The sequence below is a fragment of the Endozoicomonas sp. NE40 genome, from assembly GCF_040549045.1.
GTDB lineage: Bacteria > Pseudomonadota > Gammaproteobacteria > Pseudomonadales > Endozoicomonadaceae > Endozoicomonas_A > Endozoicomonas_A lisbonensis.
Genome location: NZ_JBEWTB010000002.1, coordinates 1,602,122 through 1,625,313 on the forward strand (window position 1 = coordinate 1,602,122; position 23,192 = coordinate 1,625,313).

The window sequence follows — 23,192 nt, forward strand, 5'->3', positions numbered from 1 at the left end:
ATGAGAAAAATAATCTGGCTTTTGCCTCTACTCCTTCTGTTACAAACTCAGATGGTCAGTGCCGCCGCCTCTCAGAAAAAACCTCCGGGAAACAAGTACACATACAGGGGAACCGTCTTACTGGATTATACGAAAGATCAGCCCGTTCTCGGCATATCTTCCCTTCGTTATGATAAGAAGTCAGACCAGTTCATCATCGTGTCTGATGACACCGGAGTTATTCCTAACCTGTATGAAAAAATCGGTAAGCCTCGTTTCTATACGCTCTCTGGTCAGGCGGTTCTCAATGCTCTTAATGTATCGACTCAGGAGCAGGTATCTGCGCTGAACTCAAGCTTTATAGACGAAACTCATTTAACGGTTGAGCCTGATGAGTATCAATGGAACAGTCGTAAAAACTGGATTCAGGACGGGCATATTGATACCGAGGGGCTTGCTTTATTTAACAACAGCACAGACCTTCTGATCTCTTCTGAGCAGGGCGCTACATACCCGGCCAAAACCTTCAGAATGCAACGGCTCTGGGACATCTACAACGCATTCCGGGTTCCAGACGTCGACGTAGCAGCTTCACTACTGAGGGTTGACCGGGACTTCGGAATACTGACGCAGCGTTATTATCTTCCTTCTTACTACAACACGCCTTTGCTGAGATCAACCCTGAGTTATCTGCTCCCTGAAACTGTGATGAACGCTTATGACTGGGCAACGAGTGAGAATCAAGGCTTGCAGAGAAACCGGGGAATAGAAAGTATCGATTTTATACCCGGCACCAACGAAGTCATCGCCATCACGGAAATGCCTCTGCGTCAGGATATAGCCCCCTGGAAAGCCGCATTCCCCGCAGACAAAGATCGCCCCCCCATACCTCCCCCCTGCCGGATCATTCATCTGACACTGGATGAATTCCGTGATGGTTCCCAGTTCTATCCGATTGTAAAAAAAGAGCTTCTATATGGCATTGCCCGAATGCCAGATAAATACACTCAGGATGCAACAGCCACCATAAAAACAGGTGTTTCGGATGTTCTCGCTTTGAATGATTCGGAAATACTGGTTGTTGAAAGAACCCGGATTACCTTTGCTCCACAGGATCAGGCTGCCCGGAAAAGGTTTGAACCTGAAAAGCCTGTCTCAATTGTGGAGATTTACAAGGTCAACCTGAATCTGGAAAAGCAATATCATGTGACAAAGCAGGCCAGGCTGACTCCTGAAATGATGGGTACAAAACGAGTAGTAAAAAAAGCCCTGCTGTTCAGTACCTTGCAAGCCACTGAAAAGGATGTGTTCGAAAACATGAACATTGAAGGCATTACTAAAGGCCCTGAAATAGATGGAAAAGAAACCATTGTTCTTGTTAACGATAATGACGCCGGAAAAGGCGATGTCACCAAACTTATTTTTCTGACTGTTGACCAATAATCAACGTTACGGGCTATCTTCCGGTAGCCCTGCTCTCTTTGACTACCCCACCTTAAAGCCCAATAAACTACTTAACCCCACCAGAACTCTGCTGATATAGTAATTAACAGTTTTGCGATATCAGCTCTTAAAACAGAATAACAATGGAACCACAATGGCAGACACTCCCCTGAACGGCCTGGCCGCACGTCTTGTGGTCAATCAGCTGGTTAATGAAGATGCGGTTCGGTCTGCTCAGGCAAAAGCTGAACAGTCCGGCAAAACCTTGTCCCGGCAACTGATTGAAGATAAACAGATTACCTATCCACAGCTGGCTCTTGTAACCGCTGAAGAGTTTGGCATTCCGGTTCTGGACCTGACTGCTTTCGATCCTGAAAATGTCCCAAAAGACCTCGTCAATGAGAAACTTGTCCGCAAGCACAAGGTGATGCCTTTAATCAAACGCGGAACCCGCCTGTTTGTTGCCGTTGTTAATCCTGCTGATCATCAGGCCATTGACGAAATTCGCTTTAACACAGGACTTGCTGCTGAGCCTGTTCTGGTTGAAGAAAACAAGATGGAAGCTTTTATTGACCGGGTTATAGAAGGTGGTGATAACTCGCTCAGTGATTTTGATGATGATGAGTTTGAGAACCTTGATGACCTGGAGGTCAGCGCTGTCGAAGACGCAGCCGAGGATTACGGTGGTTCTGCAGAAGACGATGCGCCAGTCGTAAAATTTGTTAACAAAATGCTGCTCAGCGCCATTAAGGGAGGCGCTTCCGACCTGCACTTCGAGCCTTACGAAAAAAGTTACCGGGTGCGTTTTCGAACGGACGGTGTTCTGCACGAAGTCGCCAAGCCGCCAGCCACCCTGTCTCCAAGAATTGCCTCCCGACTAAAAATCATGTCGGCCATGGACATTTCAGAGCGCCGCAAACCTCAGGATGGCCGGATAAAAATGAAGCTGTCGAAAAGCAAAGCCATTGATTTCCGGGTCAACACCCTGCCAACCCTCTGGGGGGAGAAGATCGTACTGCGTATTCTGGACCCGTCCAGTGCCAAGATGGGAATTGATGCTCTGGGTTACGAAGAAGAACAGAAAGCCATGTACCTTGAAGCCCTGGAGCAACCGCAGGGCATGATCCTGGTCACAGGCCCTACCGGATCAGGAAAAACCGTATCGCTTTATACCGGCCTGAATATTCTGAATACCCCGGAACGTAATATATCCACGTCAGAAGATCCTGTGGAAATTAACCTGGAAGGCATTAACCAGGTAAACGTAAACCCCAAGCAGGGCATGGATTTCTCTCAGGCGTTAAGGGCATTCCTGCGACAGGACCCTGATATTATCATGGTGGGTGAGATCCGGGACCTGGAAACCGCCAACATCGCTATCAAGGCAGCCCAGACGGGTCACATGGTGATGTCAACGCTGCACACCAACAGTGCGCCGGAAACTCTGACCCGTTTGCAGAATATGGGAGTGCCGTCGTTCAACATTGCAACCTCGGTCAGTCTTATCATCGCACAGCGCCTGGCAAGACGTCTCTGCACCAACTGCAAAGAGGAAGTCGACATTCCCAAAGAGACACTGCTGGAAGAAGGCTTTACCGAAGAGCAGGCCGACGAGGCTGTTATTTATGGCCCCCAGGGCTGCGAACAATGCAGCAAAGGCTATAAAGGTCGGGTGGGTATTTATGAAGTGGTAAAAATTACGCCATCCATGCAACAGGTCATTATGGAAGAAGGCAACTCGCTGGAGATTGCAAAAGTGGCCAGAAAAGAAGGTTTTAACGATCTCCGGCAGTCCGGCTTGCTCAAGGCGCTCCAGGGAATCACCAGTCTGGAAGAAGTTAACCGGGTAACGCTGGATTAATCACTGCGTGTGATATAAGTTGAAGTTTGCGATTAAAGCCGGCGTAGCACAACTGGTAGTGCAGCGCATTCGTAATGCGAAGGTTGGGGGTTCAAGTCCTCTCGTCGGCACCAGTTAAAACGAACTATAAAAACAGACAGCCGGGAAGCTGTCTGTTTTTATACTTTTTTAATGGCTGTCACCCAGCGACAGTAATGTTGCATTACCGCCGACAGCCGTCGTATTAACAGTACGGGTTCGCTCAGTTGCAAACCGGTAAAGATAATGTGGCCCACCCGCTTTAGGTCCTGTACCTGACAGCCCCTGCCCACCAAAAGGCTGAACCCCGACCACAGCACCTATCTGGTTGCGGTTAATGTAAGCATTCCCCACCTTCAGGCGTTCCTCAATATAACAGGCAGAAGCCTCATTGCGGGTATGTACGCCCAGGGTCAATCCATAACCAGTGTCGTTAATATCATCCAGAATGCGGTCCAGTTCTGAAGCCTTGTAGCGAATCACATGCAGTATCGGGCCAAACTGCTCCCGTTCCAGCTGTGAAATACTATTAATTTCAAAAGCGACAGGCGCAACAAAGTAACCATCAGCACAGTCGTCTGACAACGGCGTTTCAGCAATCAGCCTGGCTTCCTTCTTCATTTTCGCAACATGACGTTCAAGGCCCGCCAGGGCATCAGCATCAATAACAGGGCCAATATCGGTTTCATGGTGTGCAGGATCACCCACCAGCAACTCCTTCATAGCGCCTTTCAGGAGTTGAATAACCCGTTCTGCAACATCGTCCTGAATATACAAAACCCGTAAGGCAGAACAGCGCTGCCCGGCACTGCCAAAGGCGGAATGAATCACATCCTGCACCACCTGTTCAGGCAGTGCCGTTGAATCCACCAGCATGGTATTCATGCCGCCGGTTTCCGCAATCAATGGCACTATGGCTCCCTGCCGGTTTGCCAGGGTCTGATTGATCAGTCGGGCTGTTTCAGTAGACCCTGTAAAGGCAACCCCGGCAACTCGTGGATCAGCGACTAAATGGCTACCCACCGTTGCCCCGTCGCCCGGCAGCAGATGAATAACATCGCCCGGCACCCCGGCTTCCAACATTAACTCAGTCGCCCTGGCGGCAACCAACCCGGTCTGTTCAGCAGGCTTGGCAATCACCGTATTACCCGCTGCCAGCGCCGCCGTGACCTGCCCCAGAAAAATAGCCAGAGGAAAGTTCCAGGGGCTGATGCAGACAAAAACACCGCGACCCGAAAGGTACAACTCATTCGACTCTCCGGTTGGTCCGGTCATTACCATGGGCGCACCGAATTTTTCCCGAGCCTGCACCGCATAATAACGACAGAAGTCAACGGCCTCACGAATTTCATCAATCGCATCATGAATGGTTTTACCGGCTTCCCGATGACAAAGCGCCACCAGTTCGTCCCGGTGTATTTCCAGCAGATCTGCGAGCTGTTCCAGACAGGCAGTACGCTCATTAACATCCGTCCGGTTCCAGCGGTTAAAGGCATGGGTTGCTTTATCCAGAGCCATTTCAACTTCGGCATTACCGGCCCAATGAACGGCGCCAACGGTTTCCTGCCGTCGGTATGGACTCACTACTTTTGCGACCGCTGTGGCTTCATGTGGCTGACCGCCAATGATGGGACCTTTTTTCCACTGCCGGGTCATATACCTCTGCACACCGCCACTGAAGGATGCCCACTCATGCTCAATATCAATATTAATGCCGCTGGAGTTTACCCGCTCGCTGCCAAAAATGGCTTCTGGCAGGGGAATACGATCATTGGCCAGTACAGAATGCTGCTGCAACCGTTCAGCTGGATGCTGAACAAGGTCTGCCACCGGGGTTTTCGCATCCACCAGACGATGAACAAAAGATGAGTTCGCCCCGTTTTCCAGCAGACGCCTGACCAGATAGGGCAGAAGGTCTTTATGACTGCCAACAGGCGCGTAGATTCGCACATCTGACGACTCCTGTTGCATAACCGTGTTGTAAAGAGCGTCTCCCATTCCGTGAAGCCGTTGAAATTCATAAATCTTCCGGCTTCCCGCCATACAGAGAATGGCAGCAACGGTATGAGCGTTATGACTCGCAAACTGCGGGAATAACAGAGGCTGTACGAAATCCTGTAATAGAAAGCGGGCGCAGGCCAGGTAAGCAACATCAGTCGCTTCTTTACGGGTATAAACCGGATAACCATCCAGACCCTGTTGCTGGCACAACTTGATTTCGCTGTCCCAGTAAGCCCCTTTTACCAGCCTGACCGGAATTTTATCCCCCTGCTCTCTGGCCAGACCCGCCAGCCAGACAAGTGCCGGCAATGCCCGCTTGCCATAAGCCTGAACCACCAGCCCAAAGCCTCCCCAGCCGACACAGTCCGGGTGTGTATACAGTTTTTCAAACAGCTCAAGGGAAAGTTCCAGTCGGTCCTGTTCTTCTGCGTCAATCGTGATGCCAACATCCAGCTGCCGGGCCACCTGAATCAAAGCCAGCACACTGCTAAACAGCTCGGTCATGACCCTGTTTTTCTGAGACACTTCGTAGCGGGGGTGCAATGCAGACAGTTTGATGGAAATGGAGGGGCGTGGAGACATTGCTTTTTGAGATATTGCCTTTTGAGAAAGCTTTCCCACAGCCCTGATCGCAGCCAGGTATTCTCCATGATAACGCGCTGCATCATCTGCGGTGAGCGCCGCTTCACCGAGCATATCGAACGAATAGGTATAGCCCTGCTCCATAGCTTTGCGACCGTTTTTCAGGGCTTCTGTAATGGTTCGTCCCAGAACAAAGTGTTTGCCCATAATCTTCATGGCCTGGTGAACGGCCTGTCGAATTACGGGTTCACCCATTTTATTCACCAGCCGATTGATCACACCGGACGAAGAACCGTCTTCGTTGCGATCAAGGGTGACCACCTTACCGGTCAGCATCAAGCCCCAGGTGGAAGCATTCACCAGCAGCGATTCACTCTGGCTAAGGTGGCTGTTCCAGTCAGCAACGCTTAACTTGTCCTTTATCAGCGCATCAGCCGTTTCAGCATCAGGTATTCGCATTAATGCCTCTGCCAGACACATCAGCAAAATACCTTCTCTGGTATCAAGGCTGTACTGCAACAGCAGGGCATCAATCATGTGGATAGCATCATTGCGCTCACGGACTTTCTCAACCAGTTCCGTGGCTCTCAGCGAGACAACCCTCAGTTCCTGCGGGGTTGGCCTGACCTCTTCCAGCAACTCCGCCAGCCAGGTCGACTCATCAATACAGTAGTGGGGAGAAATATGGCGCCACAACCGGGCGGGGCCTGATTCAAGAATATCGGGAATAAACGCGTCGCAAGCTTTGAGCATGTTGTTATCTCTCACTTATAAGCCGTGGAAAATCCTTTTCTGATTACCCTGAATGCCAACACTCAAGGCAGATAATGCACAAAATCCTGAGTGTTGCCTAGTCTGGCTGAAAACAGGCGCTCTCAATATGACAGGAAAGCAAGACGAGATGAGCCCAAACAGCCATGAGCAATACAAGTTAGCCTAAAGTCTTAAAGCCGGAATGCCCGCATCCTGTTAGTGTTAAGGCCGTTTCCACAATAATAATAAGAAGAAAAACAAGAGAGCGCCCTATGCAAGATAAACAAGTGGCTCATGCCTACTGGAAAGAAAACATACGGCTGTTACTCAGCCTTCTGGTGATCTGGTTTGTCGTCTCATTCGGTTGCGGCATCCTCTTTGTCGACCAGCTCGACAAAATAACTATCTCCGGCTTCCCGCTCGGATTCTGGTTCGCCCAGCAGGGGTCCATTTTCTCATTCGTTGCCATTATCTTTTTCTACATCTGGCGCATGAATGTGCTTGACCACAAATACAATGTCTATGAAGAGGACAAAGAATCATGAGTACAGCCATGCTGACCTACCTCTTCATCGGGGCAACCTTCGCCCTTTATATAGGCATTGCCATCTGGTCCAGAGCCGGGTCCACCAAAGAATATTACGTGGCCGGAAAAGGCGTCCATCCTGTTGCAAATGGTATGGCAACCGGAGCCGACTGGATGTCGGCGGCATCGTTTATTTCCATGGCCGGTATCATCTCTTTTATCGGCCGTGACGGTGCGGTTTACCTGATGGGCTGGACCGGTGGTTATGTACTGCTGGCGATGTGCCTTGCCCCTTACCTGCGCAAGTTTGGCAAATTCACGGTGCCGGACTTTATTGGTGAACGCTACTACTGTCAGACCGCCCGCATGGTGGCCGTGATCTGCGTTATCTTTATTTCCTTCACTTATGTTGCCGGTCAGATGCGCGGTGTAGGTATTGTCTTCTCCCGTTATCTGGAAGTGGACATTACCCTGGGTGTTATTATCGGGATGGGGATTGTCTTCTTCTATGCGGTTCTGGGCGGCATGAAAGGCATTACTTATACGCAGGTGGCTCAGTATTGCGTCATGATCTTCGCCTTTATGGTGCCAGCTATTTTCATCTCCATAATGATTACCGGAAATCCCATTCCACAACTGGGCTTTGGCAGTGAAGTCTCAGGCACAGGCATGTCGGTGCTTGAAAAGCTTAACGGCCTTTCTGCCGAACTGGGTTTTGACCAGTATACCAGCGGCAGTAAATCGACCATTGACGTCTTCTTTATCACGATGGCCCTGATGGTCGGTACCGCTGGCCTGCCTCATGTTATTGTCCGTTTCTTCACAACCCCAACGGTTCGCGATGCCCGTAAATCCGCTGGCTACGCCCTGCTGTTTATTGCGATTCTTTACACCACCGCTCCTGCCGTTGCAGCCTTTGCGCGTATCAACCTGTTGAACACCGTCAGCGAGAGCTCCTATAAAACACTGCCAGAGTGGTTCTCAAACTGGGAAAACTCCGGCCTGATCGCCTGGGTGGACAAGAACGAAGATGGCAAGATTCAGTACACCGCCGGTGCTGCCATGGCTGGCAAGCCGGGCTTTACTGACGAACGCGGTGAGCATGGTCAGCGTCTGGTTCACAACACTGTGACGGATAACGCCAATGAACTGTACGTTGACCGCGACATCATGGTTCTGGCCAATCCGGAAATCGCTCAACTCCCCGCCTGGGTGATTGCCCTGATTGCCGCCGGTGGATTGGCAGCGGCCTTATCCACAGCCGCAGGCCTGCTGCTGGTTATATCCACTTCGATCTCCCACGACCTGTTGAAGAAGAACCTGATGCCCGACATTACCGACAAGCAGGAACTGCTCGCCGCCCGTCTGGCTGCTGCAGTGGCTGTTGTGGTGGCGGGTCTGTTTGGCATCTATCCTCCGGGCTTTGTTGCCCAAGTGGTCGCCTTCGCGTTTGGACTGGCAGCCTCGTCGTTCTTCCCGGCGATCCTGTTGGGTATCTTCTACAAGCGCATGAATAAGGAAGGTGCTGTCAGCGGTATGATCGCTGGCCTGGTGTTTACCTTCTCCTATATCGTGTACTTCAAGTTCATTAATCCGGCTGCCAATACGGCGGATCACTGGCTGTTTGGTATTTCTCCGGAGGGCATTGGTACTCTGGGTATGTTGATTAACTTCAGCATTGCCATGGTTGTTTGTCACCTGACCGAAGCTCCGCCCAGAGAAGTTCAGGATATGGTTGAAGATATCCGCATTCCCAGCGGCGCAGGCGCACCGGTTGAAGAAGGTCTCTCCAGCCGTCCGGCTGACAGTGTGAGCTAATTTAGCTCTTTAATACCTGCCAGAAAGGGAAGCACATGCTTCCCTTTCTGCTTTCCGCCTTCTGCTGTATAACCTGCTCGCCTCAAATACCATGCCTCCGGATCTTTGCTACTTTATTCTTGGTTAAAGTTCAGTTTCTGCCGCTGAGAAACGAACGTTGCCCCCATTAACTTGTTACATGGTGTTCGGTATGAAGATCAGGCTGTTCAAAATGCTGACGGGCTGCTGCTTTGCTTTGTTTGCCAACTTACTTCTGAGTTCAAACTGTTTTGCCTTTTCTGAAGCTGAGAAAAGGATTACCGCTCTCAAATTACTGGCCCATGCCAAAGCATCTGTCCACAAGCACCATAATGGCAGGCTGTTATGGAAAATTGAGGGTTATACACAGAAAAAGCAGGATGCTATAACGGGCAAACAAACCTCGATCTACAGCCCTCCCATGTACACTTCCCCTTTCGGATACCAGTTTCGTGCAAAGCTTTACCTGAATGGTGACGGCCTTGGTGAACGAACCCATTTGTCTCTCTTTTTTGTTCTTATGAAGGGTGAGTACGACGAGTTTCTGTCGTGGCCTTTCCAGAAAAAAATCACTATGACACTCATTGACCAGGCGAATGTCGGTAATGAGACTGACGCCTTTTTTTCAAATCCGCAGAGCACCTCTTTTCAAAAACCTGAAAGTAGTATGAACCCCCCTATTGGCATTCCTACTTTTTTGCCATTGTGTTCCTTCTGCTGTATGGACGACAAACAGTTCATCAAAGACGATACTCTCTATATCCAGGTTAAGGTTGATTAAATCTGGGGCTAATCGTTTATCATACAACAGGCAAAAGTCAGGTAGCTTTATAATCGGGCTTCCAGACAGCCATAAGCGGAAAAAAGGAGCAAAACACGTATGCCAAATACAGTCTTTATTACCGGTGCGACTTCAGGCTTTGGTGAAGCCTGCGCAAGGCGTTTTGCCAGAGATGGCTGGAATCTGGTCATTACCGGTCGCCGTCAGGAAAGACTGGACACGTTAACCGAAGAATTACAGCAACACTGCAAAGTACACGCCATTACCCTGGATGTCAGAGACCAGGAAGCCATCCGGGCAGCGGTTAAAGAACTGCCAGAAGCCTTCAGCGATATTCACACGCTCATTAACAACGCTGGCCTGGCGCTGGGTACCGAGCCGGCTGACCAGTGCGACACGGAACAGTGGATGACCATGATCGACACGAATATCAAGGGGCTGGTTATGATGACCCATGCCCTGCTCCCGGCTCTGAAGAAAAACAACAGTGGCAGTATTGTTAATATCGGTTCAGTAGCAGGCACCTGGCCTTATCCTGGCGGTAATGTTTATGGTGGCACCAAGGCGTTTGTTAAACAGTTTTCACTCAGTCTGCGCTGTGACCTGCTGGGTAGTGGCGTACGTGTGACCAATATTGAGCCGGGGCTGGCTGAAACTGAATTTTCTGTTGTTCGCTTTAAAGGAGACCAGGCCAAAGCCGACTCGGTTTATGAAGGCATGCAACCTTTGACTGCAAACGATATAGCTGACACGGTGTTCTGGATTGCAAACCGCCCTGCTCATGTCAATATCAACAATCTGGAAATAATGCCCACACAACAGGCCTGGGCAGGCTTTGCGGTTGATCGCAAAAAATAACATTCAATACCATCAAACTTTCGGAAAAATGTCACAAAAAGTTGATCTGTGACATCAAACTGTCAGCTGAATTCAATAATACTTAGCTTCGTCAGTCCTGAGAGGTCTTCTGGCATTCGATACATGGGGTGAATGTCAGAAGATCGCTTTAAAGGACTTTGTTGCTCTCTTCTTATACGACAACTATTGTTCAAAAATAGTGGCTCACATCGTACAACTACGACTATTCAACCCAGTTAAATTTTTAACTTTATTTTTATCTGGCTATTTTTTAACCAACCGCTTTTAACCCAGTATTTATAATCTATTGAACACTTATCCACAGGTAATTCAGAGTGTTGGTCAGTGTTTCTGTTAACAAATACTGAATAACTTACTTATGCACAGATAGACAAAAACCACTAACCGACAACTGTGACAAACGTAAAAACCACAAACCCTGTGCAAGCCGGAATGCGAAAAGTTCAGGCCAGTCCAGAGTTGGTAACAACCAGACAATAAAAAGTCTTTTGTCGTTTAAATCCATGACTGCGGAAACCCAGCCTAGCCATAAGCCCCTCCTTATTAAACAATTTTATGCCGACAGAATAACGCTGAAGCTGGAAAAAAAGATTAGACTGATGATTTATAATGGTCGAATAAAAAAATCGTAATTGCAGTACAAGTCCAACCAGACTAGTGCAGCCAAGCGCTAAATCCCCTGCAAAAATAGCTTCGTCGTTCCCGCCTGCGCGGGGATGACTGTATGGATATCAAGGCCTGGCTGCACTAGTTTCCAGTCATCACATCGTAAACTCCCCTGACTGGAAGTCCGGTAAACTGAAATTTGAGGACAATCGTTATGGCCAATATGTTTATAACATGGGGTCAACTTCAACCCAAAGTGGGAACTGCCTCTATCACCGGGGGTGACAAGATCACCCAGGGCGTAGACCCCCATCAGTTCCCCATATTTACCCTTAGCTGGGGAGCTACCCGTCTGGTAACCATGGATATTGGAAACGGCAGGAACCGTGACCATGGCATGATATCAATGGATGAAGTCACTTTCTCCAGAGAAATGGATCGTGCTTCAGAATACCTCCTGTCACGAATGTTCGTTCCTGGTTATAAGGGCGACCTGGTCAGTATTCTTGTGACCAAGCCCGATCGTGAGGGGAAAGGTAACCAGACCTACCTGCAAATTCAGTTACAACAGGCTCGAATAGTCGAATACTGTATTAATATAACTGACGGAGGTAAACCGGTAGAGAACCTGGCGGCCACTTACAATAAAATCTTTATCCAACATTGGCACGAAGATGTAGGGGGAGAGTTGAAAGAAGGTGGCGAGGTTGGCTATGACCTGCTTACTGCCAAGGTGATATCCCACGCCAAGGTTGACAGTGGGGGCTAAAGATGACTGGCAGTAGACGACTGCATCAGCGAAAGCGGCTACTGCTAGCAACATTGTAATACGAAAGAAAAACAACCCTCTGCAACCGGGAATATAAAAACAGACGTCACCTTTAATCTGTTGATCCAGCTATCTGACCTTTTACACAAAACTGATACGAAGCATAACGGCTTTCTGATAAGGTCAATATAAAACCAGCGATCCGTTTTATGCTTTACCGAAATACATTTTTAACGATATTCCGGCTGCTGTCTGTTTGCCTGATGTTAACCTCTGCCAACCTGAAGGCGAATACAACCGACTGGATTTTCAGTTCGGAGCAGCCCAGTGCCAAAATTCGACTGCTGCTCTCAGGGGAACTTAATAAGGCTGAAAACCAGGTCATTGCAGGATTACAGGTAGAGCTGGATTCGCCCTGGAAAACCTACTGGCGCTCACCGGGTGAAGCCGGTATTCCTCCTGCCTTTCACTGGCAGACAAACCACAACGTTGTCGACACACAATGGCTCTGGCCCGTTCCGGAACGTTTTGACCTGCTTGGAATACAGACACTTGGATATCAGGACAGTGTCGTTTTCCCGTTACTGATTACCGTCAATGACCCGAACAAGCCTGTCACGCTGGATGGTATTCTCAGGCTATCGTCCTGTACCACCATTTGTGTACTCAGTGACTTTCCTGTGCAGACGTCTTTTATCCCTGGTCAGCTTGAACCGGACTCCGAAGCCGCTTTTTTAATTGATAAGGCCCTGTCGAAAGTACCTGAAACGCATTCTATGGAAAACCCGGCGGCAAAAAGTCAGGTCATAGAATCTGTTAACTGGAGAACACCGGACAGCACCGTGGTCGTCACTGCCTCTTCACCGGATGGGTGGCAGAAACCGGATATTATTCTTGATGGCCTGCAGGACATCAGCTTTTCCGAACCAGAACTTCGAATAGAAGGAACACAATTACAAGCCTTCATGACAGCCAGCAGCTGGCTTGGCGATATTGATCTTCACCAGCAGTCTGTCAATGTCACACTGATTAATGGCGAGCAGGCAACTGAAACCGCTATCATCATCAGCAACCAGCCCGTTACAGAGCTTCCCTCACAACAGGCACCCTTTATGGTGATGGTTCTGTTTGCCTTGCTGGGCGGCTTCATTCTCAACCTTATGCCCTGTGTTCTGCCTGTGCTTGGGCTGAAACTGTCGTCCGTTGTTCAGGCAACCGGACAAAACAGGAAAGTGGTCCGCTGGCAGTTTCTGAGTACGGCATCTGGCATTCTGGTGTCTTTCTGGTTACTGGCCCTGTTTCTACTGGCGCTGAAATGGACGGGTAATAACCTGGGCTGGGGTATCCAGTTCCAGAATCCATGGTTTATTGGCTTTATGGCGGTTGTTACCGGACTGTTTGCAGCCAACCTGCTGGGTGCCTTTGAAATCCAGCTTTCCTCTTCCCTGAATACCAGACTCGCTACCACTGGCAGCAATAATCTGAAAGGGCATTTTGTGCAGGGCATGTTTGCCACTCTGCTGGCAACCCCCTGCTCAGCCCCTTTCCTTGGGACAGCGGTAGCCTTTGCATTGACAACAGACTCGATTCACCTGTTTGCTATTTTTTCTGCCATGGGCATTGGTCTGGCAGTGCCGTATATTCTGGTAGCCATTTTTCCTGCAATGCTGTCATGGCTGCCCAGACCTGGCCCCTGGATGATCAAGCTTCGCCGGATAATGGCCGTCCTTCTGATAGCAACAACCCTGTGGCTGGTTCATCTGTTAAACGCTCATCTGGGTTCTGTCTGGCAGTTTGCGGTGATGTTTTTTGCGATCATCACTTTTACTTATCCTGCTTCTGGAACCTTTTTTCAGGGCAAAGCAACGATTAAGAGCAGGCACCAGTCTGCTTGCAGCCATGCTGATCGCATTTGTCTGGCATTGGACAGACAGAGTGACAACGCCTTTATCAACGGCACTCTTTTCTCCTTCAGAAAGCCTGGACTGGCAAACACTGGATAGTGCTGCCATCCAGCAACACATCCGTGATGGCAAAACCGTATTTGTCGATATCACTGCGGACTGGTGCGTCACCTGCAAAGCAAACAAGATGCGGGTTCTGGATCGCAACCCGGTTTTATCAGCCCTGAAGGATGAACAAATCGTCCTGATGCGTGGTGACTGGACGACACCTTCTGACAAGGTAAACCGCTACCTGCAGCAGAACAACCGATTTGGTGTGCCGTTTAACAAAATCTACGGACCAGAAACACCACAAGGCATTGCCTTACCCGTTTTACTTGATCACAACACCGTACTGGATGCTCTGACAAGCAGTCAGGCTGAAGAATGATATATAGTGGATAATTTAATGAAAAAACTGTTTTCTACAATAACGCTGGTGGCAGCAGCCACCGCAACAGCCCCCTCCTCCCTGCAGGCAGCCCCCCTGGACGCTGACCAGCAACAACAGGTTCGGGAGTTGATTCGTTCGACACTGGTCGAAAATCCGGACATTCTGGTCGAAGCCATTAACGAGCTTCGTAACCGTGAGTTGCAGGCACAGGAAGATGCCCGGAAAGCCAGCCTTGAGGCAAAAAAAGATGAGCTGTTTAACACCCCCGGTGACCCGTTTATTGGCAATCCAAAGGGTAAGTTAGCTATGGTGTACTTTGCAGATTACAACTGCGGCTTCTGCAAACGTCAGGACCCGGTTCTGGAACAGATGGTCAAACAATACCCTGACCTGAAAGTCATCTACAAAGAACTCCCGGTTTTAGGGGAGACATCCAGAGAAGCCGCAGAACTGGTGCTGGCTGCCCATGCGAACCACCCGGATATTTACCAGAAACTGCATCAGCGCCTGATGTCCAAACCGGGCGGACATGACAGTGCCTCCATTGCCGCCGCCTTAAAAGCCGAAGGGCTGGATGCTGAAGCCCTGAAAAAGAAAGTCGATACCAACATCAGGGCAAAGGTCGACAACAACATCAGATTGGCCTCTGAACTGGGTATCAGGGGTACACCTGCCATGGTCTTTGCTGACGAAGTATTAGGTGGTTTTACCAATGCTGAGCAGCTGTCTGAAAAAATCAAGTCTCGACTGAACTGACAGACCAGGCAATTGATATAATTGCTCAGACAAAGGCATCTAACCCGGCAAAACACTATGTTCAGCAAAGCACTATGTTCAGCAAAAAACTATGAGCCCAAAATTACGTAAATGGATCATTGAACTCTTTCTGACCGTTTTTTTTGCCGGGGTTGTTATTACCGGTTACAACCTGTATCTGCAGAAAGATATGCCGACAGGACTGGCACCACAGATCAGAGCCCAAACCCTTAACCACAAAGCCGTCGATCTGCATGAGCTGTCAAAATCAGCACCGGTGCTGGTCTACTTCTGGGCCAGCTGGTGCAGGGTATGCCAGTGGACAAGTCCTGCGGTCAGCGACCTGTCAGACAGCGAGAACTTTCATGTCATGACCATTGCCTTATCATCAGGTACAGACGAGCGCATTGCTGCCTATCTGAAGGCTAAGGATTTAAAGATGCCAGTCATTAACGATGATGATGGAATTATCAGCAGAAACTGGGCGATCAGCGTCACACCATCGTTTTTCATAGTCAGGGATGGTGAAATAAAGTCCGTTTTAACAGGGGTTACAACAAAACCAGGGCTATTAGCCCGATTGTATCTCAACCGTTAAAACCAGTAATGCTGTTTTATTATTTATAATTATTCATTTTTCAGACAGTACTTTTCAGGCAGTACAATAAAGAAAGGAAGGCTCAGGGCCTTCCTTTCTAAAGACTGACACCCATTTTCTATCCTGTATGATGTGCGAGACTTTTCAAGCACACATTCAGCGTTAAAAACCGGGATGCTATTAAAGCTCAGTAACTTACAGCTCAGTAACGATGCAGTCTTTACGTTCTTTGCCTGTACGCTCCAGATAAGCAGAAAACTCAGCAGGAATGCGGCCAGTGGTTGCACCTTCCCAGGTTACAGCAGTACCGTCTTCAGTCTGGTATTCAAACTGGTAACGCTGACGGGTTTTACCTTTACGGTTAGACTCAGTACCTTTGCCCACAACAGCCAGATCACCGATATCCAGACCTTTATCCTGCATTTCTTTCAAAACAGCCTCAATCGCTTCACGCTTGCGCTGTTGCTCCTGCTCTACTTCCTTTTGAGCGTCCAGCTTTTCTTCGTAAATGCTCTCAATACGGCTAATTACACGCTGAATGTCTTCTACGTGCATATCCTGAAACAGTTTACGCAGCTGTACTTTGGATTTCAGAACACTCAGGGATTCTTCAAAAATATTCATTGTGAAGTGACCAATAACCAGGGACAAAAAATTTCTAGTGGCGAAATTTATCACAGCCCCTCATAGATGCAAACAAGTTTGATTGTATTTATGAGGATATCGATAAATGAAAAGCTATTATTGCTTCAACATCAATCCAGTGAATGAAGTTTTTTATTTTTTACTTATCAGAACTATAACCTGAATTGGGAACACAAAATATTCTGTATTCCCAACTCATTCTCAATTCACCCATTCAATTATAAGACGGCTTTAATTTTAGTTCGTTTTTACAGCCTGTGGAGCCATTGCCCTACCCAATGCGTAACCGTACATTGCGCCAAGCGCTGCGATTACTTTTGATCTGATCACAAAAAGAAACGCCGCACCAAATGCCATACCATAATCACTCACAGTGTTGGGCGTACCAATGGGCGTGGTGGTAATTCTTTTATTCAAAGCACCGTACAAACCGCCTGAATGGTGCGTCACATTGGGGGCAAATTCACCAAACATAATCTTATCAGTGGTTGTGTCCCAGAACGGTTTTGTCGTAACCCAGTTAGTCAGATAGCCAACATATACCGGAGGAGCCACTTGCTTAGCACCATACCAAATCCAGCCTCCTGCCCACTTGACAAGCATACCGATACCATTGAGACAGGATCGGGTACAGCTTCGGACACCTACATTTGACTGACCAGCTTCATCTTCAGTCACTAGAAGCATGTTACAGAGCTGTTCGTTATGCAGGGTCTTTTGATAGTGTATCTCACCATGTAGTTCTGTCTTAATGAATTTTTCAGCATTAATAGCACTTTGCAGATATTCATCCTGAAGCTGAAATATTTCCTCCTGACTTAAAGGCAACTGATCCATTTGTTCTATATATTCCGACAGCTTATTTTTGCGCCCCTTGTCTTCTGCTCTTGACTGAACTGCAAAGCAACTGGTTTTCTCAGGCTGAAATACTTCTAAATGGGAGTTCACATAGCTGGCTACACGTTTTCTTTTTGGTTCATAATCCTCATTAGCATCCAGAAAACCACAACTGTCAGTACCACGAATAAGGACTTTATTGGTCGAAGTCGTCTCATTGTCGTGGTATGTGCATTCAAATATTCCACGCTCAACCAGTTCCATATCTGGTTTAAGCCCAGCCAGACCCTGACTTGCTTCGGTTGCCTGAATGTTTTCAGCAGCCTCCATGACAATATCTCCGAAGCTGTCCGCATCCTCTATGTAGCTGTCCACATCCGGTCGAACACGCTTTTGCTCTAGCGGCAAGGACCAGGCCCCCGTTGTTATCAGTGCCGCAAACAGGCCTGTCGCCCAAACTGTTTTTTTCACAAATTACCTCCCATTAGCCTGTTCTGACCAGAGCTGATTTTGGGGACAACAATGTATTCTTCCCAAAACAGCCATGAGCGAAAAATGCAGCTCCCCTCGAAACATGGTAGTGCCTACAGCGCTTGGGAAAGCTGCATTTTCATAGTGAAAAAACGCCACAGCTGTTTGCACCTGAAAGCCGCTAAACCGATTGGTATAAACCTTGCTGGCGCAGCCAAAAGTAATAAGCAACTGGAAGTTATATTGCATAGTGCATGCAATTATCCCTGCGGTTTATCTGAAAAGAGTCTAGAAGAGAATGAGCTTTGTTCCAGTGGCATTTTAAACGATCCGTTTTAATAACCGATCAACACCCTGTTGCAGGAGAGTTAGTTTCTAAAACCGTTTTTCAGTTCCTGTTGAATAAATAAGTGGATCAATCGTCTGGGGCGAACTGGAATAACCTCTAATGACCCGATTCATTGAGAATGTTTAAAAGGCAAACAGTTCCCGCCAGATGATAAATTTATAGCCTGCTCTGCATTGCCGGGAATTTGGATAAAATCAAGCCGAAATCAATAATTTCAGCCTGATTTTCATTGAATCAGCCCGAGGACACCTCTTCTGTCCGAAGCTGTTTGCGCAGCACCTTACCCACCGCAGACATGGGCAGTTCCTGACGAAACTCTATGTATTTAGGTACTTTATAACTAGTGAGCTGCTGGCTGCACCAGTCTCGAATATCCTGCTCTGTCAGGGACTTATCCGACGTAACCACAAAGAGTTTAACCGCCTCACCTGCTTTTTCATCAGGTACACCAATGACAGCACACTGATCGACCTTTTCGTGCAGGGAGACAACGTTCTCAATCTCATTGGGATAGACGTTAAAGCCTGACACAATCACCAGATCCTTAATGCGATCCACGATACGGATATACCCATCCTCCTGAATCACCGCAATATCACCGGTATGCAGCCAGCCTTCAGTATCCAGAACTTCCGCCGTGGCTTCAGGCCGGTTCCAGTAGCCTTTCATGATCTGCGGGCCTTTTACACACAGCTCGCCAGCTTCTCCTGTGTTCGCTTCTTCGCCATCACCAGTGACAATCTTGATAGAGGTTGACGATAACGCAGGGCCAACCGTTCCCAGCTGCGTCAGCTCACCTGCCGGATTGGCAGCCACAATGGGGGCTGCCTCCGTCAGACCATAACCTTCGGAAATCCGGCAGCCCGTCACTTCATGCCACTGTCTGGCAACCGATTCCTGCAGTGCTGTTCCCCCAGAATTGGTGACTGCCAGCCCGGAAAAATCCAGACGGTGAAATTCGGGGTGATTCAACAGCCCGGCAAACAACGTATTCAATCCAATAAATGTATTGATTTGCCAGGGTTGCAGAGCAGAGATCAGGCTATCCAGATCCCTGGGATTAGGGATAAGAATACTGTGAGCCCCCAGCTCAAAAAATGAAAACAGATGCACAGTGAATGCATAGACATGGTAGAGAGGCAGAGGCGCAACCACAATATCACCTCGCAGGTCTGAGATCAGCCTGCCTTCCTGATCCACCTGGTGGCGCAGAGCCGATGCCTGCAATACATTCGCAATAATGTTCTTCTGCGTCAGCATGACCCCTTTCGCGACCCCTGTGGTACCGCCGGTGTACTGCAGCAGAGCCAGATCATCCTGCTGACTCTCTGAAACCGGGCAATAGTCCGCCATCATGCCTTTCATCATGACATCGTTAAATGCCACGGCTTCAGGAAGGCTGTATTTGGGTACCATCTTTTTGACATGCCTGACAGCAAAGTTCACCAGTAACCGCTTCATCCAGGGAAGGGAATCTCCCAGTTCGGTGACAATGACCTGCTCAAGGCCGGTTTCCGGCAGAATTTCTTCAACAATATGTCCGACTGTATTCAGACAAACCAGGAGTTTTACACCCGAATCATTAAACTGATGAAGCATTTCTCTGGCGGTATAAAGAGGGTTGGTATTAACAACAACCAGCCCCGCTTTGATGGCACCATAAACGACGATTGGATACTGAAGAACATTAGGCAACTGAATCGCAATTCGGTCACCAGGCTCCAAAGACGTGTGCTTTTGCAGGTAAGCCGCAAAACCATTACTGAGTTCATTGATTTCTGCATAACTCAGGGTCTGATTCATGCAGGTATAGGCAGGCCGGTCAGCAAACCGCCTGACCGATGTATTAATCAGGTCTGCCAGGTTGCGATATTTTCCCAGATCAATTGCGTCTTCAATACCGGGAGCTCGTTTACCTTCCCAGAAACTGGCCTCCATGAAGCACCTCTCATTATTATCATTATTGTTAAAGGCTCAGACTCTGCGGAGCCTGCTCAGGTACATAGCCTGCACTGCATAATTGTTATTATTGTGCTGTTGCAATGATCATCTGGCAAACAGCCGTTAATGCTCATTTAAGCATACGACAGTAGAATAACGATTTATAGCCGTATAATAGCGGGCAGCCGACATCCGTTCAGCATAAGCCCATTTCTGCCATCCGTTATTCCGCTCCCGGAAATCCCGTTGGCAACATACTGTCCCATAATGAGACCTGATTGCTACCGGAACGTAACAACGCCTGTTTTTTTGTCTTTGACCACTTTTTAATTTCTGCTTCCCGTTTAGAAGCCGTAGAGCGATTATGACCGGGTTCAAAGTACGCCAGTAACGCAGGCTGGCGTCCTCGAAAATAGCGCGCACCACCTGCGCCGCTGCTGTGTTGCTTCCAGCGTCTACAGATATCGGTTGTAATTCCCGTGTAAAGCGAATGATCGCTGGCAATAATGATGTAAACAGACCAGTTCATAAGTACCTGACAATTAGCGGATGCTGTCAATGTAACAGACCAGCCCGGAACCGTCAGCGTACAAATCAACTGTCGTCAGCCCAGCAGAGGTAAAAACCCCAGAGAAACACCAATCTGTGCAGCCACCACCAGTACACCGACCATGGTGGCAATACCAAGGCCAATGTTCCCTCCGGGGGCCTGATAAGGCTCTTCCATGTGCAGGCGGCGAACTTTCCAAACCATCAGAACAGGCAAAAAGACAGCCAGCACTATCAATGCTATCGCTGCATAGCCCAGGGCAAGAATAAAACCATCGGGATAATAAATAGCCACCAGCATGGGAACCAGCAGTGTCAGCAAAATGGCCCGAATCCTTCCGGTTAAACCGCTGTGACTGTTATGGGAAAGTTCTGACAGGTAATCAAACAGTCCCAGGGCCACCCCCAGAAACGACGTTGCCAGGGCAAATGCCGCAAACACGCTGATCATCAGACTGAAGTGGCTAACAGAAGACACCTGACCCACTGCAGACATAAGATTGCTGACGGAATCCGGCATCGCTGCCACACTAGTTACCGTGGTGGATGACAAAGCACCAACCGTCGAAACACTCCAGAAGGCATAGAGGACAAAAGGCAAAACACTGCCAATCAGCAGCGCCTTGCTGAACTTTGCCGGGCATCCCTGCACATAGCCAACCACCGTGGGTACCACGACATGATAACCAAATGAGGTATACAGCACAGGCAGAGCAGCCAGCAGCACAGGAAAAGAGCCACTCTCAATAGTCAGATTTTCAAACCGGGCATGGGGAAATAAAGAGACCAGTATCACCATCATCAGCAGTAACATGGAAACAAACATCACCCGGTTACAGACATCCACCAAGGCTGTTCCTACCAGTACAACAATAGCAACAACAAATGTCACCAGAACAACCGCCCCCCAGTAGGGCATCTTCATGCCTGCACTCATCAATATGCTGTTAAGCTGTGAAGCCCCGCCGGCAATATAGGCTGCGCAAAGTGCGTAATAGAGAAACAGCATGGCAATAACAGCAACAGCCTGACCTTTTCGCCCTAACAACAGGCCAACCATGCCATGTAGGTTTTCAGTCCCCGGGCAGGCTCTGCAGGCTTCTGCAATCAGCAACCCTCCATAGGCAGCCAGCAACCAGGTAATGAACATCAGGACCAGCGCCTCCCACAGCCCTGTAAGAGCAGAGATAATAGGCAGCGCCAGCATACCGGCACCAATGGATGTGCCAGCAATCAGCAAAGCACTACCTAACGTTTGACTCTTCATTCTTATAACTGGTTCGCATGACTGAAGTAATAACCCTACAAAATAGCAGCTGAATCAGTTAAGAAACAAAGTGAATAAAAATAATTATTAATAAAAAACCCATAAGAGCCACTCTCTGCAGCATTCAAATCAAGAGAATATCTATTGCCTCAACACTTCATCCGTTACCATTAATCCATTACGTATTGAGGTGTGTTGCTCAAATCACACACCTGAAACCAGGACTTTTGAACTCTATGAACATTTATCTGGTGGGCGGTGCTGTCAGGGACAAACTGCTCGGACTGCCTGTAAAAGACCGTGACTGGGTGGTGGTAAACAGTACACCTGAAGAAATGCTGCAGCAGGGCTTTCAGCCGGTCGGACAGGATTTTCCGGTTTTTCTGCACCCAAAGACCAAAGAAGAATATGCCTTAGCCAGAACAGAACGAAAGTCCGGGCATGGCTATGCCGGTTTTACATTTCATACTGACCCGGACGTGACTCTGGAGCAGGATCTGATCCGCAGGGACCTCACCGTCAATGCCATGGCAGAGTCAGCAGAAGGTAACATTATCGACCCTTATCAGGGTCAACGGGACTTACAACAACGACTGCTGAGGCATGTCTCTCCCGCCTTTCAGGAAGATCCTTTAAGAATTCTTCGGGTAGCACGTTTTGCCGCCCGTTTTGCCGACCTGGGATTTACTATCGCGGAAGATACGATGTCGCTGATGGCACACATGGTGAGTATTGGTGAAGCCAGCTACCTGGTGCCGGAGCGGGTATGGCAGGAAACCGCCAGAGCCCTGATGGAGCAGCGCCCTGAAATCTATTTTCTGACCCTGATGAGCTGCAATGCCCTGAGCGCAGTACTGAAAGAGTGGCAACCCTTTTTACTGGGATCATCCCACTGCCTTGCCGCTTTGCAGCGGGCTGCTGAACAGAATGCGTCTGAGCCAGTGCGTTTTGCCTGCCTGTTTGCCGCCAATGAGCAAACCGAAGCAGCCAGCCTTAAGCCATTTTTTCAGCGTATGCGTTTCCCGTCCTCTTACTGTGAACTCGCCCTGCTGGTGTACCAGCAGGCTCACGAAGTGCCGGACATTCTTAGCAGGCCAACCGCAGAAAAGGTCATGAACCTGTTCGAAGCAACAGATGCCCTGCGCCGCCCTGAACGGTTTGAAGAGTTCATAGCAGCAGCGGGCTTTATTGCTCAGGCTAAAGGGCTGGGCTTCCCGGCATCAAGCCAGGACAAACTCTTTGCCCTGTTAAGGCAATGCAATGCCATTAATGCCAGAGAGATTGTTGCACAGGGGATAAAAGGCAAAGCCGTTGGAGAAAAACTCCGCCAGCTTCGACTGAAGGCACTGAGGCAGGCATTGAAATAGTTAACCATAAAAAATCATACAGGCTACCGGGTGGACGCCCA

19 protein-coding genes and 1 tRNA gene are annotated in these 23,192 nt (G+C 48.8%); 14 read left to right on the plus strand and 6 right to left on the minus strand.

The features are described 5' to 3' along the window. The 3 genes from V5J35_RS08175 to V5J35_RS08185 all read left to right on the plus strand — a co-directional run bounded on the left by V5J35_RS08175 (position 1) and on the right by V5J35_RS08185 (position 3,396). Positions 1 to 1,422, plus strand: a complete 1,422-nt coding sequence (locus V5J35_RS08175) for an esterase-like activity of phytase family protein (protein WP_354010779.1) — start codon at positions 1 to 3, stop codon at positions 1,420 to 1,422. A 154-nt stretch (positions 1,423 to 1,576) separates the two neighbouring features. Then, a complete protein-coding gene (gene pilB, locus V5J35_RS08180) occupies positions 1,577 to 3,283 on the plus strand; it encodes a type IV-A pilus assembly ATPase PilB (RefSeq protein ID WP_354010780.1) in 1,707 nt (568 codons plus the stop codon). 37 nt (positions 3,284 to 3,320) lie between these two features. Continuing rightward, a tRNA-Thr gene (locus V5J35_RS08185) sits at positions 3,321 to 3,396 on the plus strand. 55 nt (positions 3,397 to 3,451) lie between these two features. Here V5J35_RS08185 and putA read toward each other — a convergent pair. Further along, positions 3,452 to 6,637 carry a bifunctional proline dehydrogenase/L-glutamate gamma-semialdehyde dehydrogenase PutA gene (gene putA / locus V5J35_RS08190; protein ID WP_354010781.1) on the minus strand — a complete coding sequence of 1,062 codons (3,186 nt, stop codon included), beginning with the start codon at positions 6,635 to 6,637 and terminating at the stop codon, positions 3,452 to 3,454. A gap of 272 nt (positions 6,638 to 6,909) precedes the next feature. On the opposite strand from putA, the gene V5J35_RS08195 reads away from it, so the two are divergent. The 9 genes from V5J35_RS08195 to V5J35_RS08235 all read left to right on the plus strand — a co-directional run bounded on the left by V5J35_RS08195 (position 6,910) and on the right by V5J35_RS08235 (position 15,725). Further along, entirely contained in the window at positions 6,910 to 7,182 is a 273-nt protein-coding gene (locus V5J35_RS08195) for a DUF4212 domain-containing protein (RefSeq protein ID WP_354010782.1), read from the plus strand. Beyond that, the gene (locus V5J35_RS08200; RefSeq protein ID WP_354010783.1) at positions 7,179 to 8,981 is read left to right on the plus strand and encodes a sodium:solute symporter family protein; all 1,803 of its coding nucleotides are present in this window, start codon (positions 7,179 to 7,181) and stop codon (positions 8,979 to 8,981) included. Before V5J35_RS08195 ends, V5J35_RS08200 begins: the two co-directional genes overlap by 4 nt. A 190-nt stretch (positions 8,982 to 9,171) precedes the next feature. Next, a complete protein-coding gene (locus V5J35_RS08205) occupies positions 9,172 to 9,780 on the plus strand; it encodes an MATH domain-containing protein (RefSeq protein WP_354010784.1) in 609 nt (202 codons plus the stop codon). A gap of 99 nt (positions 9,781 to 9,879) precedes the next feature. Beyond that, positions 9,880 to 10,638 (plus strand): SDR family oxidoreductase, encoded by a 759-nt coding sequence (locus tag V5J35_RS08210; RefSeq protein ID WP_354010785.1) that lies wholly within the window; start codon positions 9,880 to 9,882, stop codon positions 10,636 to 10,638. Between the two features lie 841 nt (positions 10,639 to 11,479). Next, positions 11,480 to 12,034: a type VI secretion system tube protein Hcp gene (locus V5J35_RS08215; RefSeq protein ID WP_354010786.1), complete on the plus strand. Its 555-nt coding sequence runs from the start codon at positions 11,480 to 11,482 to the stop codon at positions 12,032 to 12,034. A 209-nt stretch (positions 12,035 to 12,243) separates the two neighbouring features. Then, on the plus strand, positions 12,244 to 14,037 hold the full coding sequence (locus V5J35_RS08220) for a cytochrome c biogenesis protein CcdA (protein WP_354016313.1): 1,794 nt from the start codon (positions 12,244 to 12,246) through the stop codon (positions 14,035 to 14,037). Further along, positions 13,970 to 14,368, plus strand: a complete 399-nt coding sequence (locus V5J35_RS08225) for a thioredoxin family protein (RefSeq protein ID WP_354016314.1) — start codon at positions 13,970 to 13,972, stop codon at positions 14,366 to 14,368. Before V5J35_RS08220 ends, V5J35_RS08225 begins: the two co-directional genes overlap by 68 nt. A gap of 18 nt (positions 14,369 to 14,386) precedes the next feature. Then, positions 14,387 to 15,127 (plus strand): DsbA family protein, encoded by a 741-nt coding sequence (locus V5J35_RS08230; protein ID WP_354010788.1) that lies wholly within the window; start codon positions 14,387 to 14,389, stop codon positions 15,125 to 15,127. 91 nt (positions 15,128 to 15,218) lie between these two features. Continuing rightward, positions 15,219 to 15,725, plus strand: a complete 507-nt coding sequence (locus V5J35_RS08235; RefSeq protein ID WP_354010789.1) for a protein disulfide oxidoreductase — start codon at positions 15,219 to 15,221, stop codon at positions 15,723 to 15,725. Positions 15,726 to 15,920: 195 nt separating this feature from the next. Here the strand turns inward: V5J35_RS08235 and V5J35_RS08240 are convergent, their stop codons facing one another. Beyond that, a complete protein-coding gene (locus tag V5J35_RS08240) occupies positions 15,921 to 16,349 on the minus strand; it encodes an H-NS family histone-like protein (RefSeq protein WP_354010790.1) in 429 nt (142 codons plus the stop codon). 258 nt (positions 16,350 to 16,607) lie between these two features. Then, positions 16,608 to 17,678: a hypothetical protein gene (locus V5J35_RS08245; RefSeq protein ID WP_354010791.1), complete on the minus strand. Its 1,071-nt coding sequence runs from the start codon at positions 17,676 to 17,678 to the stop codon at positions 16,608 to 16,610. Positions 17,679 to 17,729: 51 nt separating this feature from the next. Between V5J35_RS08245 and V5J35_RS08250 the strand changes: the two genes are divergently transcribed. Further along, positions 17,730 to 18,017: a hypothetical protein gene (locus tag V5J35_RS08250; protein WP_354010792.1), complete on the plus strand. Its 288-nt coding sequence runs from the start codon at positions 17,730 to 17,732 to the stop codon at positions 18,015 to 18,017. 244 nt (positions 18,018 to 18,261) lie between these two features. On the opposite strand, the gene V5J35_RS08255 is transcribed toward V5J35_RS08250, so the two are convergent. The 3 genes from V5J35_RS08255 to V5J35_RS08265 all read right to left on the minus strand — a co-directional run bounded on the left by V5J35_RS08255 (position 18,262) and on the right by V5J35_RS08265 (position 21,784). Continuing rightward, on the minus strand, positions 18,262 to 19,965 hold the full coding sequence (locus V5J35_RS08255; protein ID WP_354010793.1) for an AMP-binding protein: 1,704 nt from the start codon (positions 19,963 to 19,965) through the stop codon (positions 18,262 to 18,264). 226 nt (positions 19,966 to 20,191) lie between these two features. Then, positions 20,192 to 20,497, minus strand: a complete 306-nt coding sequence (locus V5J35_RS08260; RefSeq protein WP_354010794.1) for a GIY-YIG nuclease family protein — start codon at positions 20,495 to 20,497, stop codon at positions 20,192 to 20,194. A 75-nt stretch (positions 20,498 to 20,572) separates the two neighbouring features. Next, entirely contained in the window at positions 20,573 to 21,784 is a 1,212-nt protein-coding gene (locus tag V5J35_RS08265; RefSeq protein ID WP_354010795.1) for an amino acid permease, read from the minus strand. Positions 21,785 to 22,020: 236 nt separating this feature from the next. Between V5J35_RS08265 and V5J35_RS08270 the strand changes: the two genes are divergently transcribed. Next, complete coding sequence (locus V5J35_RS08270) at positions 22,021 to 23,151, plus strand: tRNA nucleotidyltransferase/poly(A) polymerase-related protein (protein WP_354010796.1); 1,131 nt, start codon at positions 22,021 to 22,023, stop codon at positions 23,149 to 23,151. Positions 23,152 to 23,192 lie beyond the last annotated feature (41 nt).